Source organism: Streptomyces sp. NBC_00005 (genome assembly GCF_045160215.1).
Classification (GTDB): Bacteria; Actinomycetota; Actinomycetes; order Streptomycetales; family Streptomycetaceae; genus Streptomyces.
In genome coordinates this window covers 502,098-514,203 of the sequence record NZ_CP108316.1, presented here as the reverse complement: position 1 = coordinate 514,203, position 12,106 = coordinate 502,098, and the positions used below count along the sequence as shown (strand labels likewise).

Below are 12,106 nucleotides of genomic sequence, written 5' to 3'. Positions count from 1 at the left end.
GCCGTGGACATCAACTTCGCCTCCCCGCTCGCGGACCCCGCCGAGGCGCCGTCCTGCAGCGATCTGCGGCAGCTGGACGACGAGATCATCGAGCTGCTGCGCCGTCGTCGCGCCATGGTGCGCGAACTCCCGGCGCCGACCGGCCCCCGCGGCGTCGACCCCTCGTTCACCGGAGCGGTCCGGGACACCATCACCCGGTACAGCGAGCAGCTCGGCGGCGGCAGCGAACTCGTCGCCCGCGCGATCCTCGTGCTGTGCGACCCCGGCCCCGAACAGTCCTGACGACCGGAACACGGCTGAGGCGCCGCCCCTCTGGAGGGCGGCGCCTCAGCCGTGTGTCACGCGCGGCTCACTCGTACTCCACCACCAGGGACGGCGGATCCTCGTCCGGCACCGCCTGGCAGGTCAGGACGTACCCCTCGGCGACCTCGTCGTCCATGAGCGCGTCATTGGCCCGCATGGTCGCCCTGCCCTCGCGCACGATCGCCATACAGGTCGCGCAGTTGCCCGCCTCGCAGGAGAAGGGCGGGGCGAACCCGGCCCGGCGCGCGCTCTGCAGCAGAGTCTCCCCGGGGCGGCGGCTGATCGTCTCACGTCGGTGGTTCATGACAATCGTGACGGTGCCCGGCTCCCGGGCCGGCGAAGGAACCGGGTCGGGCTCGGCCCGGGGCGCGGGAACCTCGCCGCCCGAGAACCGCTCGCTGAACACCCGCCCCGTGCCGACCAGGGCCGACCCGACCAGTTCCATGAAGGGTTCGGGCCCGCACACATACGCGTCGGCGCCCGCGTCGGCCCCGGCGAACTCCTTGACGTCCGCCGCGGTGAGATAGCCGCGTACGTCGTCGAGGTGACGCACCACCTCAAGGCGGCCGGGGAAGCGCGCCGCCAGTTCGTCGAGCGTGTCGTGGAAGATTGCCTGGCCGCGGTTCCGGTCGGCGCACAGCAGCCGGACACGGCGCTCGCTTCCCGCGAGCGCGCTCTTGGCCAGCGACAGCACCGGCGTGATGCCGCTGCCGCCGCAGAACCCCAGGAGCGGTGTGTCGGCGGGGCGCAGGGTGAACTTGCCGCGCGGTGCGGTGAGTTCGAGCTCGTCGCCCTCGCGGACGTGATCGTGCAGCCAGTTGGACGCGGCGCCGCCCGGGACACGCTTGACGGTCGTGGTGATCTCGTCGTCGAAGCCGGGGGCGCTGGAGAACGAGTACGCGCGCGGCGCCGGCCGCCCGTCGACCGCAATCCTGAAGATGCAGTACTGCCCGGCCTCGTACGTGAGCGGTCCCTCCAGCGGGGCAAGCGTGAACGTGCGGGCGTCGGCGGTCTCCTGAACGATCCGAGTCACGCTCGCGCGCCGGAACAGCGGGGAGCTCGGCATGGGGCATCCTCCTGGTGCGGTGTCCCTGGGGTCGTGTCGACGAGGGTGTCGGTACGGCGCCGTTACTTGGGCGGGAAGCGCAGCGCGCCGTCCAGGCGCACGACCTCGCCGTTCAAGTAGTCGTTCTCGCACAGGGCCTGGACCAGCGCCGCGTACTCCTCGCTGCGCCCCATGCGCTTGGGGAACGGGACCTGCGGCCCCCAGTACGCCTCCAGCTGGTCGCCGGCCTCTCCGTACGCGGGGGTGTTGATGGTGCCGGGGGCGATGGTGGTGACCCGGATGCCCAGCGGGGACAGGTCGCGCGCGGCGACCAGCGTCATGCTCGCGACGCCGCCCTTCGCGGCGGCGTACGGGAGCTGGCCGATCTGTCCCTCGAACGCGGCGATGGACGCGGTCGTGACGATGACGCCCCGGCCACCATCCTCCAGCGGCTCCTGCCGGGCCAGGGCGGCGGCGCCGAGGCGCAGCACGTTGAAGACAGAGGTCAGGTAGTAGTCGATCGTGGTGCGGAACGCTTCCAGAGGCAGCGGGCTGCCGTCCTTGGCGACCAGGCGGCCGCCGCCCGCGGGGCCGCCGTGCACGTCGACCACGATGCGCAGCGGGCCCGCGCGCTCGGCCTCGGCGATCGCCGCGTTGACGCTGTCCTCGTCGGTCGCGTCGGTGCGCACGTAACGCACCCCGAGCTCGGCCTCCAGCGCCTTGCCCTTCTCGTCATTGACATCGGCGGCCACGACCTTGGCGCCCGCGGCGTGCAGTCGGCGCACCGTGGCCTCACCGAGGCCGCCGGTGCCGCCCACCACGATCGCTGAACTCCCGGTGATCTGCATCTGTACTCCCCGCTCTTGAACGGCTCGTGCTCCAAGGGGTCTTGAGGGGGCGCCACTCTTGAAAGTACCACTCTACTGAGGCGAGAATAACACTCTCATGAATATTGTGATGACTCTCGAAATGGCCGCATCGGCCGGGGAGCGGCCCTCGGTCACCCTCGACGGCCGCTCCCTGTCCGCCGCCCGGATCCTCGGCCTCGCGCGCCGCGCCGCCGAGCGCTTCCGCGGGGCGCCGGCGGTGCTCTACCGTGCGCCCAACCACCTCGCCTACCCGGTGGCGCTCTTCGGCTGCGCCCTCGCGGGCGTGCCCTTCGTACCCCTCAACTACCGCCTCGGCGCAGAACAGTTGGCGCAGATCGAGGAGCGGCACACCGGTGCCGTGCGGCTCGGCCCCGAGGACCTGGCCGGTCTCCTCGACGAGACGGGACCGGCTGCGGGCGAGGACGCGCAGCCGCCGTGGGACGAGGACGCGGTGGCCGTCATCCTCTACACCAGCGGCACCGCCGCCGCCCCGAAGGCGGCCCTGCTACGTCACCGGCACCTGCTCGCCTACGTGTTGAACACCCTGGAGTTCGGCTCGGCGGACGAGGACGACGCCGCGCTCGTCGCCGTCCCGCCCTACCACATCGCGGGTCTCACCAATCTGATGTCCAACCTCTACACCGGGCGCCGTGTGGTGTACCTCCCGGCGTTCGACGCCGCGCAGTGGCTCGCCACGGTGCGCCGGGAGCAGGTCACCCACGCGATGCTGGTGCCGACGATGCTCGCCCGTGTCGTCGACCACGTCGCCGACGGATTTGGGGCGCAGACGCCCACCCTGCGCAGCCTCGCCTACGGCGGCGCCCGTGCCCCGCGCACCGTCGTCGAGAGGGCGCTGCGGGCCTTCCCCGGGACCGACTTCGTCAACGCCTACGGCCTCACCGAGACCGCCTCGTCGATCGCGCTGCTCGGACCCGACGACCACCGCGCCGCACTCGCCTCCACCGACCCGGCCGTCCGCGACCGGCTCACCTCCGTCGGGCGGCCGCTGCCCGGCATCGAGATCCGGCTGCGCACCGCTTCGGGCGAGCCGTGCCCGCCGGGCGGCACCGGCCTGGTGCACGTCAGGGGCGAACAGATCTCCGGTGAGTACAAGGGACGCAGCGCCCTGGACGCGGACGGCTGGTTCCCGACCGGGGACCTCGGCCGGCTCGACGCCGACGGCTACCTGTTCGTCGAGGGCCGGGCCGACGACACCATCATCCGCGGCGGCGAGAACATCGCCCCCGCCGAGATCGAGGACGTCCTCCTCGCCCACCCGGGCGTACGCGAGGCAGTCGTCGTCGGCGTCCCGGACGAGGAGTGGGGGCAGCGGATCGTCGCCGTGCTCGTGGGGACCGGCGAGCCGGAGGAGATCCGGCTCTGGGCGAAGAGCCGCCTCCGTACCTCCAAGACCCCCGACACCATCGTCTTCCGCGCAGACCTGCCCCGCACGAGTACCGGAAAGCCGCTGCGCCGGACCCTCGTCGCCGAGTTGGAGAGCCCGGAGGACCTGGAGAACCCGGAGATCCCGGAGAACGTGGAGAATTCCCATGCCTGAAGCCGTGATCGTCTCCGCCCTGCGCACCCCCGTGGGCACCGCCCGCATGGGCACCCTGCGCGACACCGATGCCTACGCGCTCGCCGACCGCATCGTCCGCGCCACCGCGGACCGGCTGGCCGAACTCGGCGTCGGGGCCGACCGTGTGGACGACGTCATGCTCGCCGAGGGCCTGTACGGCGGCGGGGTCATCGCCCGGTACGCCGCACTCACCGCGGGCCTGACCACCGTGCCGGGCCTCGCCCACAACCGGCACTGCGCCGCCTCGCTGGCCGCCGTGCAGTCCGCCGCCGCCACCATCCGCTCCGGCATGGACGAGGTGGTCATCGCGGGCGGCGTCAACTCCGCGTCCACATCGCCCCGTTTCCGCTTCCGGCAGGGCGAGGAGTGGGACGACGCCTGGATGCCGCCCACCCACCCCGACCGCCCTGACGCCCCCAACACCGACATGTCGATCACGGTCGGGTGGAACGCCGCCGTGGCCGGCGGGGTCGGCCGCGAGGAGATGGACGCCTGGGCGCTGCGCTCGCACCGCAACGCGATCCGCGCCATCGACGAAGGTCGCTTCAAGGACGAGATCGTGCCCGTCGAGACCCCGTACGGCCTCTTCGCCGTCGATGAACACCCGCGCCGCGACACGTCGTTGGAGAAGCTCGCCGGGCTCAAGCCGCTGCACCCGGAGATCGAGGGCTTCAGCATCACCGCGGGCAACGCGGCCGGAGGCAACGACGCCGCGGCGGCCCTCGCCGTCGTCAGCGACCGGCTCGGCCTGCCCGCCCTGGCGACGGTGAAGGCCTGGGCCTCGGTCGGTGTCGACCCCGCCGACACCGGACTGGCCCCGGTGCAGGCCATCCCCAAGGCCCTCGGGCGCGCCGGCCTCGGCGTCGACGACGTCGACGTGTACGAGATCAACGAGGCGTTCGCGTCGATGTGCGTCGCCGTCGTCCGCCGCCTCGGCCTCGACCCCGACAAGGTCAACGTCAACGGCAGCGGCTGCTCCCTGGGCCACCCCGTGGCCGCCACCGGCGGCCGCATGCTCGTCACCCTCGTCCACGAACTGCGCCGCAGGGGCGGCGGGATCGGTGTGGCCGCCATGTGCGCGGGCGGGGGCATGGGCTCGGCCGTGGTGATCGAGGTACAGGCGCCGTAGGGGCCCCGGGGTCCCACTTCCGTATGAAATCTTGATTACCGATATAGGAGAAGATAGTTTCCATCCCGATGGGGAGCATCAGGAGCCAGCCGTGAGGAGCCGTCGATGACGTCAGCTGTCCGGGAACTGCGCCCCGGCCTTCAACTGGCCAGTACCGTCTGCGGAGTTCGAGTGATCGTGATCCGAGCACCGGCCGACCGCATCCCCCAGGTCACCTGCGGGGGCGAACCCATGGTCGTGGCCGACTCCGCGGCACCGGCGTCCGGCGGCCCGGCCGCCAAGCCCGTCACCCTCATCGGCAAGCGGTACACGGACGCGGACGGCACGGTCGAGCTGCTCTGCACCGCCTCCGGAGTCGGCGAACTCGGCTGCGACGGCACCCCGATGACCCGCAAGGCGGCCAAGGCACTGCCCGCGTCGGACTGAGACCGACGCACTGACCTCTCGGACGGAAGGCACCGGGCCATGCACCAGGACGACCTCATACTCATCAGCGTCGACGACCACATCATCGAGCCGCCCGACATGTTCGTGAACCACCTCCCGGCCAGGTACCGGGACGACGCTCCCCGGATCGAGCACCGCGAGGACGGCACCGACGTGTGGCGGTTCCGTGACTCCGTCCTGCCCAACGTCGCCCTCAACGCCGTGGCGGGGCGGCCCAAGGAGGAGTACGGCCTGGAGCCCCAGGGTCTCGACGAGATCCGGCCCGGCTGCTACGACGTCCACGAACGCGTCAAGGACATGGACGCCGGCGGAGTCCTCGCCCAGATGAACTTCCCCTCGTTCCCCGGCTTCGCCGCCCGCCTCTTCGAGACCGAGAACAGCGACCTCTCGTACGCGCTGGTGCGCGCCTACAACGACTGGCACATCGACGAGTGGTGTGCCGCCTATCCCGGCCGGTTCATCCCCATGGCACTGCCCGCCATCTGGGACGTCGACGCCTGCGTCAAGGAGGTCCGCCGGGTCGCCGAGAAGGGCTGCCACTCGCTGACCTTCACCGAGAACCCGGCCGCCATGGGCTTCCCCAGCTTCCACGACGAGTACTGGAACCCGCTGTGGGCCGCCCTGTGCGACACCGACATGGTGATGAACCTGCACATCGGTTCGTCCGGGAGGCTCGCGATCCCGTCCGCGGACTCCCCGCCGGACACGATGATCACGCTGCAGCCGCTCAACCTGGTGCAGGCCGCCGCCGACCTGATCTGGTCGCGTCCGGTCAAGGAGTACCCGCTGAAGATCGCGCTGTCCGAGGGCGGCACCGGCTGGATCCCGTACTTCCTGGAACGCATCGACCGCACCTTCGAGATGCACGCCACCTGGACCCTGCAGGACTTCGGCGGCAAGCTGCCCAGCGAGGTGTTCCGTGAGCACTTCCTCACGTGCTTTATCAGCGACCCCATCGGCGTGAAGCTGCGCCACGAGATCGGCATCGACAACATCTGCTGGGAGGCGGACTACCCGCACAGCGACTCGATGTGGCCCCACGCCCCCGAGGAACTGCACGGCGTCCTCACCGCCCACGGCGTGCCCGACGAGGACACGAACAAGATGACGTACCAGAACGCCATGCGCTGGTACTCCTTCGACCCCTTCGAGCACATCAAGAAGGAGGACGCCACGGTCGGTGCGCTGCGCCGGCGTGCGGCGGGCCACGACGTCTCAGTCCAGCCGCGCAGCAGGCAGGTCGTCGCCCCGGCGGCGAAGCTGGAGTCGTTCCGGCAGCGGGCAAGGGCGGCGACCGCGGCCTCCAAGTGACCGCGTCATGCCCCGCGCCCGAAGGGGCGCGGGGCCGTATCGATCAGCGGCTCCGCCGCGGGGCGCGCCCAGCCACGGATCACCCGCGGACTTCCCGGCACATGGCGCGGTAACCCGTGGAAGCCCGGTGGAGCACCCCAGCCGAAGCCAACCCCAAGGACCACGCATGCCCACATCCAAAGGCCCGTTCGACCTGACCGGCCGCTCGGCCCTGATCACGGGCGCCGGCGCCACCGGAGGCATCGGTGCCGCCGTGGCCAGGGCGCTGGCCGCGGCCGGTGCCGCCGTCCTCGTCACCGACGTCGACGGCGACGCCGCGGCGGACACCGCGGCCGCGATCCGCACGGACGGTGGCAAGGCCGACAGCGCGGCGCTCGACGTACGGGACCGTGCGGCGGCGGACGAGGCCGTGGCCCGGGCCGCCGCACTCGCGGACGGCACCCTGCACATCCTGGTGAACAACGCCGGGATCACCGAGCCCGCCATGTTCCCCAAGCTCACCGAGGACAGTGTCCGCAAGCTGATCGACATCCATGTCCTGGGCGCCTTCCGATGCTCCCAGGCCGCACTCGCCCGCCTCCCCGACGACGGCACCGGACGCATCATCAACGTCACCTCGTCGGCGGGCCTCACCGGCACCCTTGGTCAGGTCAACTACTCCGCCGCCAAAGCCGGCATCATCGGCCTGACCAAGTCTCTCGCCCGCGAACTGGCCCGCAGGAACATCCTCGTCAACGCGCTCGCCCCACTCGCGGCGACGCCCATGACCAGCACCATCCGCACGAACGAGAAGTTCGCCCCCGGCATGCTCGCCCGCATCCCGCTGGGCCGTTGGGCCGAACCGGACGAGGTGGCACCGGCCTTCGTGTTCCTCGCCTCCGACGCCGCGTCCTTCGTCACCGGGCAGATCCTGCCGGTCGACGGCGGCCTGGTCATCTGACATCCGGGCCACATTCGGCCGAGCTGAGGGGGAGGGCCATGGAGCCGCTCACCCGGCGCGCCCCCGCCACATACAAGGGAGGTCTGATGACGGACGACTGGTTCACCGGGCGGGCGGGCCTCGCCGACACCGTCGCCGTGATCACCGGCGGCGCGGGCGCGCTCGGCGGGGCGATCGTCCGCGACCTGGCCGCCGTGGGCGTGCGCACCGCCGTCCTGGACTGCGACACGGATGCCGCGCACGCCCTGCGAGGCGCCCTGGAGGACACGGGTCACGACACCCTTGTGCACACCGGCGACGCCCGTGAACCGGCCGACCTGGAACGCCTGTTCATGGCCGCCGAGGAGCGGTGGGGCCGCCTCGACACCCTCGTCAACGTCGTCGGCGGCACCTTCCGCGCTCCCTTCACCGCCACCCGTCCCAAGGGGTGGGACGCGCTGATCCGCGCCAACCTCAGCCACGTCCTGCACGCCTGCTCCCTCGCCGTGCCGCGCATCCAGGCCGGCGGCAGAGGCGGCAGCATCGTCAACCTCACCACCATCGAGGCCCACCGCGCCGCCCCCGGGTTCGCCGTGTACGCCGCCGCGAAGGCCGCCGTCGAACAGTTCGCCCGCACCCTCGCCGTCGAACTCGCCCCCGACGGCATCCGCGTCAACAACGTCGCCCCCGACTACGTGCCCACCCCGAGCCTGCGACAGCTCGCGAGCCACGACGACGCACCGCTCGCCACCCCCGAAGCACTCGCCGCCGCCATCCCCATGGGGCGCGTGGGCCGCCCGCAGGACGTGTCCGGCTGCGTCGTCTTCCTCGCCTCGGCGCTCTCCTCGTACGTCACCGGCACCACCCTCCACCCGGACGGCGGCACGCACGCCTCCGCGGGCTGGTTCAACTGGCCCGGCACCGGCTGGGCCAACCACGTGCCGTCGGACGTGCTGAAGGGGCACCGGCCCTGAGACCGGCGCCCCTTCGCGGGAGGCCCATCAGGTGTTGCGGCCCCCGTTGACCCCGATGCTCTGCCCCGTGACGTACCCGGCCTCGTCGGACACCAGGAACGCGCAGGCCGCCGCGATGTCCTCCGGGCGTCCGGCCCGCCGTACCGGAGTGACCGCCGCGATGTCCTCGACCTTGCTGCCGAGCAGCCCCCGCTTCTCCGAGCCGCGCAGCATCGGGGTGTCCACGAATCCGGGCGGGACGGTGTTGACCGTGATGCCCGCCGGGCCGAACTCCAGGGCCAGGGACTTGGTGAGACCGACCAGGCCCGACTTCGACGCGACGTAGTGCGTCATGTACTGCTGGCCCGATTGCGCGCTGGACGACGAGATGTTGACGATGCGGCCCCAGCCGGCGTCGACCATGCCGGGGATGACGGCCTGGCAGCAGTAGAACGGGCCTCTCAGGTTCACCGCCATCATGTGGTCCCACGAGTCGTCGGTGATGTTCAGGAAATCCTTGAAGCCCGTCTTCCCGGCGTTGTTGACCAGCACCAGGACGGGCCCGAGCGCGCCCCGGACCTCCTCGACCGCGGCATTGACCTGCGCCCGGTCGCAGACGTCGACCCCGCCGACGGCGATCGCCTCGTGCCCGCTCGCACGGGCCTCCTCGGCCACCGCCGCGGCGCTCTCCTTGTTCAGGTCGAGGACGGCGGTGGCGAACCCGTCCGAGGCGAGCCGCAGCGCGATGGCCCGCCCTATGCCCGAACCTGCGCCGGTGACCAGTGCTGTACGTCGTGCGGTCCCGCTCACGCGATGGCCTCCTCGCCCGCGAGGGATATGCAGTGCATCAGCCGCGACAACGGCTGCTCGTAGCGCGGCGCCCGGTTCGGCACCCCGGTGCCGTCCCGGATCACCAGGCCGCCCCGGCGCCGACGGCCTCGTCAACTCGCCTTCTCAGCCCACGACTTCGCCGAAGGTCTTGCGCTCGAGGAACTCCTCGAGCCCGGCGACGCCCTTCTCCCGGCCGATGCCGGACTGCTTGTAGCCGCCGAACGGGGTGTCGGAGAAGAAGTAGTTGCCGCCGTTGATGCTGAAGGTGCCGGTGCGGATCCGCCGCGCCACCGCGAGGGCCCGCTCCCGGTCGGCGCTCTGCACCGCCCCGGAAAGCCCGTAGACGGAGTTGTTCGCGATGCGCACCGCGTCGTCATCGTCGTCGTACGGGATCACCGCGAGGACCGGGCCGAACACCTCCTCCTGGGCGATCTCGCTGTCCGGGTCGACACCCGTGAGCAGCGTCGGCGCGTAGAAGAAGCCGGGGTCGATCTTCCGGCCGCCGGTGACGAGCGTGGCACCGGCCGCCACGGCCCGTTGCACCATGCCGTCGACCTTGTCGCGCTGCCGCTCGCTGATGAGCGGGCCCATGTACGTCTTGGGGTCGTTCGGGTCGCCGACGCGTACACGCTCCATCCGCTTGGCGACCTGCTCCACGATGGCGTCGTGGTGGCGGCGCGGCACCAGCATCCGCGAGGTGATCGCGCAGGCCTGTCCGGAGTGCAGGCAGATCATGTACGCCGCGTAGGTCGCCGTGCCCTTGACGTCGGCGTCGTCGAGCACCACGAGGGCGGACTTGCCGCCGAGTTCGAGGAAGACCCGCTTGACCGTGTCGCTCGCCGCCGCCATGACGCGCCGCCCGGTCGGGCTGGCCCCGGTGAAGCTCACCAGGTCGACGTCGGGGTGGGTGGTGAGGATCTCGCCGACCGAGGCCCGAGACGACGAGAGCACGTTCACCACACCAGCCGGGATCTCGGTGTGCTCCGCGATGAGTTCGCCGAGCGCCAAGGTCACCAGCGGGGTGTCCGGCGCGGCCTTGAGCACCAGCGTGCACCCTGCGGCGAGTGCGGGCGCGAGCTTCGCGAACGCCAGCTGGTTGGGGTAGTTGTACGGGATGATCGCCGCGGCGACCCCGCCGGCCTCCCACTCCACCCAGCGGTGGTGCCGCTGCCCCTGGTACTCGACCACACCCATGTCATCGACGAAGGAGTGGTTCTTGAGCAGGTCTGCGTAGTACCGCACCAGCTCGATCGGTTCGTCCAGCTGCGCGGCGTGGGTCAGCATGCGCGGTGATCCGGCGTCCGCGATCGTCAACTCGCGGAATTCCTCGCGATGTTCGACCAGGGCGTTGTGCAGCTGGTCCAGGCACCGGCGGCGCAGGTCCGTGTCGGTGGCCCATGCGGTGGTGTCGAAGGCCTTGCGGGCGGCGGCGACCGCCGCCCGTGCCTGCTCGTCGGTGGCGTCGGGCGCGTGCCCGAGCACCTCCCCGGTGGCCGGGTTGAGCGAGGCGTACCTCGCGTCGGCCTCCACGAGCCGTCCGTCGATGAGTTGGCGTGGCATCCTGCCCCCTTGCCTGCGGCGAAGTCGGTTTCTGGCGAGTCGAGTCCGCGTCAGGGGCGGTACTCCACGGCGACTTTCATGATCTGCACGCGCGGCACCGGATCCATGCTCACGGTGTCGGACATCCGCAGCCTGCCGTCGGCCGCGGCAGCGGTGACGTTCTTGACCGCCAGCTCGGGGTCGCCCTCGATGGCGTAGTGGGTGATGTAGGGCCCGCCCCTCTTCACCGGGGAGTAGCGGACGGCCGACACGAAGCCGTCGAGCGCCACCACCTCGGGCAGGTGGACCTCCTCGTACCAGCGGTTGAACTCGTCCAGGACCTCGTCGCCGACGGGCCGGGACTCGACGTGGAGGATGTATCCGGTCATGGCCTGGGGCCTCTCCTTCGATGGACGGGAGGGCGCACGAACGTCTGGATGGTATCCGCATTTCTCTATGAGGAGAACCCTGTTCTCGCGAGATCCTGTCCTGGGTGTCGTCGGCGCCGGGCGGCGGTATGTTGGAGCGCCGGGGGAAGGAGCGGATGTGGAGTCACCGCCCAGCGGCGTCGCCACCCGGCCGGCCAGGGGCGGTCGCCCGCGCGCCACGTCGCGGGCCGACCTGGAGCGGTTCGGCTTCGAACTGTTCGCGCGGCAGGGCTTCGACGCCACCACGGTCGACGACATCGCCGCGGCGGCCGGCATCGGCCGGCGCACCTTCTTCCGCTACTTCGCCTCCAAGGCCGATCTGGTGTGGGGCGACTTCGAGCAGCAACTGGCCGGATTCCGGGAGTTGTTGGACGGCGCGGACCCGGCCGTCCCGGTCATGGCGGCCCTGCGTTCGGCGGTCGTGGAGTTCAACCGGTTCGACGCCACCGTGGTGCCCTGGCATCGCCAGCGCATGGACCTCATCCTGACCGTGCCCACCCTCCAGGCCGACGCCACCCTGCGCTACGCCTCCTGGCGTGCGATCGTCACCGAGTTCGTGGCGCGGCGCCTCGGCCTGCCAGTGTCCGACGTGCTGCCCCGGCTCTTCGGGCACGCGCTCCTCGCCGCGGCCGTCACCGCGTATGAGCACTGGCTGGCGTGCGAGGACGCTGAGTTGAGCGCCCTCCTCGACCGGGCGATCCGGCGACTCGACGACGGGCTCGGAGCGGTCGCCCCACCCCCGGCCGGGTAGCG

General features: G+C 71.4%; 13 protein-coding genes. 8 read left to right on the top strand and 5 right to left on the bottom strand.

Annotated elements, in window-relative coordinates:
- The first annotated feature begins 3 nt into the window (after window positions 1-3).
- Window positions 4-282, top strand: coding sequence for a hypothetical protein (locus OG303_RS02595; protein ID WP_405864281.1), 279 nt, complete (start codon window positions 4-6; stop codon window positions 280-282).
- A 67-nt stretch (window positions 283-349) separates the two neighbouring features.
- On the opposite strand, the gene OG303_RS02590 is transcribed toward OG303_RS02595, so the two are convergent.
- Window positions 350-1,369, bottom strand: coding sequence for a 2Fe-2S iron-sulfur cluster-binding protein (locus OG303_RS02590; RefSeq protein ID WP_405864279.1), 1,020 nt, complete (start codon window positions 1,367-1,369; stop codon window positions 350-352).
- A 62-nt stretch (window positions 1,370-1,431) separates the two neighbouring features.
- The gene (locus OG303_RS02585) at window positions 1,432-2,196 is read right to left on the bottom strand and encodes an SDR family NAD(P)-dependent oxidoreductase (RefSeq protein WP_405864277.1); all 765 of its coding nucleotides are present in this window, start codon (window positions 2,194-2,196) and stop codon (window positions 1,432-1,434) included.
- A 109-nt stretch (window positions 2,197-2,305) separates the two neighbouring features.
- On the opposite strand from OG303_RS02585, the gene OG303_RS02580 reads away from it, so the two are divergent.
- From OG303_RS02580 to OG303_RS02555, 6 genes are all read left to right on the top strand, one after another.
- On the top strand, window positions 2,306-3,775 hold the full coding sequence (locus OG303_RS02580; protein ID WP_405864275.1) for a class I adenylate-forming enzyme family protein: 1,470 nt from the start codon (window positions 2,306-2,308) through the stop codon (window positions 3,773-3,775).
- On the top strand, window positions 3,768-4,925 hold the full coding sequence (locus OG303_RS02575; protein WP_405864273.1) for a thiolase family protein: 1,158 nt from the start codon (window positions 3,768-3,770) through the stop codon (window positions 4,923-4,925). The genes OG303_RS02580 and OG303_RS02575 overlap by 8 nt, the downstream gene beginning before the upstream one ends.
- 105 nt (window positions 4,926-5,030) lie before the next feature.
- Window positions 5,031-5,351 (top strand): hypothetical protein, encoded by a 321-nt coding sequence (locus OG303_RS02570; RefSeq protein WP_405864271.1) that lies wholly within the window; start codon window positions 5,031-5,033, stop codon window positions 5,349-5,351.
- A 39-nt stretch (window positions 5,352-5,390) separates the two neighbouring features.
- A complete protein-coding gene (locus OG303_RS02565; protein WP_405864269.1) occupies window positions 5,391-6,683 on the top strand; it encodes an amidohydrolase family protein in 1,293 nt (430 codons plus the stop codon).
- 166 nt (window positions 6,684-6,849) lie between these two features.
- Entirely contained in the window at window positions 6,850-7,623 is a 774-nt protein-coding gene (locus tag OG303_RS02560) for an SDR family NAD(P)-dependent oxidoreductase (RefSeq protein ID WP_405864267.1), read from the top strand.
- Between the two features lie 86 nt (window positions 7,624-7,709).
- On the top strand, window positions 7,710-8,576 hold the full coding sequence (locus tag OG303_RS02555; protein WP_405864265.1) for an SDR family NAD(P)-dependent oxidoreductase: 867 nt from the start codon (window positions 7,710-7,712) through the stop codon (window positions 8,574-8,576).
- A 27-nt stretch (window positions 8,577-8,603) separates the two neighbouring features.
- Here OG303_RS02555 and OG303_RS02550 read toward each other — a convergent pair whose 3' ends face one another.
- The 3 genes from OG303_RS02550 to OG303_RS02540 form a co-directional block, all read right to left on the bottom strand.
- Window positions 8,604-9,365, bottom strand: coding sequence for an SDR family NAD(P)-dependent oxidoreductase (locus OG303_RS02550; RefSeq protein ID WP_405864263.1), 762 nt, complete (start codon window positions 9,363-9,365; stop codon window positions 8,604-8,606).
- A gap of 144 nt (window positions 9,366-9,509) precedes the next feature.
- Window positions 9,510-10,946: an aldehyde dehydrogenase family protein gene (locus OG303_RS02545; RefSeq protein WP_405864261.1), complete on the bottom strand. Its 1,437-nt coding sequence runs from the start codon at window positions 10,944-10,946 to the stop codon at window positions 9,510-9,512.
- A 50-nt stretch (window positions 10,947-10,996) separates the two neighbouring features.
- Window positions 10,997-11,314: a hypothetical protein gene (locus tag OG303_RS02540; RefSeq protein ID WP_405864259.1), complete on the bottom strand. Its 318-nt coding sequence runs from the start codon at window positions 11,312-11,314 to the stop codon at window positions 10,997-10,999.
- Between the two features lie 157 nt (window positions 11,315-11,471).
- Between OG303_RS02540 and mftR the strand changes: the two genes are divergently transcribed.
- On the top strand, window positions 11,472-12,104 hold the full coding sequence (gene mftR, locus OG303_RS02535; protein ID WP_405864257.1) for a mycofactocin system transcriptional regulator: 633 nt from the start codon (window positions 11,472-11,474) through the stop codon (window positions 12,102-12,104).
- Window positions 12,105-12,106: the final 2 nt, after the last annotated feature.

Bases quoted from the DNA above. Each gene is read 5' to 3' on its own strand.
- OG303_RS02590 (WP_405864279.1), bottom strand. From the start codon at position 1,369: ATGCCGAGCTCCCCGCTGTTCCGGCGCGCGAGCGTGACTCGGATCGTT.
- OG303_RS02585 (WP_405864277.1), bottom strand. From the start codon at position 2,196: ATGCAGATCACCGGGAGTTCAGCGATCGTGGTGGGCGGCACCGGCGGC.
- OG303_RS02580 (WP_405864275.1), top strand. From the start codon at position 2,306: ATGACTCTCGAAATGGCCGCATCGGCCGGGGAGCGGCCCTCGGTCACC.
- OG303_RS02575 (WP_405864273.1), top strand. From the start codon at position 3,768: ATGCCTGAAGCCGTGATCGTCTCCGCCCTGCGCACCCCCGTGGGCACC.
- OG303_RS02570 (WP_405864271.1), top strand. From the start codon at position 5,031: ATGACGTCAGCTGTCCGGGAACTGCGCCCCGGCCTTCAACTGGCCAGT.
- OG303_RS02565 (WP_405864269.1), top strand. From the start codon at position 5,391: ATGCACCAGGACGACCTCATACTCATCAGCGTCGACGACCACATCATC.
- OG303_RS02560 (WP_405864267.1), top strand. From the start codon at position 6,850: ATGCCCACATCCAAAGGCCCGTTCGACCTGACCGGCCGCTCGGCCCTG.
- OG303_RS02555 (WP_405864265.1), top strand. From the start codon at position 7,710: ATGACGGACGACTGGTTCACCGGGCGGGCGGGCCTCGCCGACACCGTC.
- OG303_RS02545 (WP_405864261.1), bottom strand. From the start codon at position 10,946: ATGCCACGCCAACTCATCGACGGACGGCTCGTGGAGGCCGACGCGAGG.
- OG303_RS02540 (WP_405864259.1), bottom strand. From the start codon at position 11,314: ATGACCGGATACATCCTCCACGTCGAGTCCCGGCCCGTCGGCGACGAG.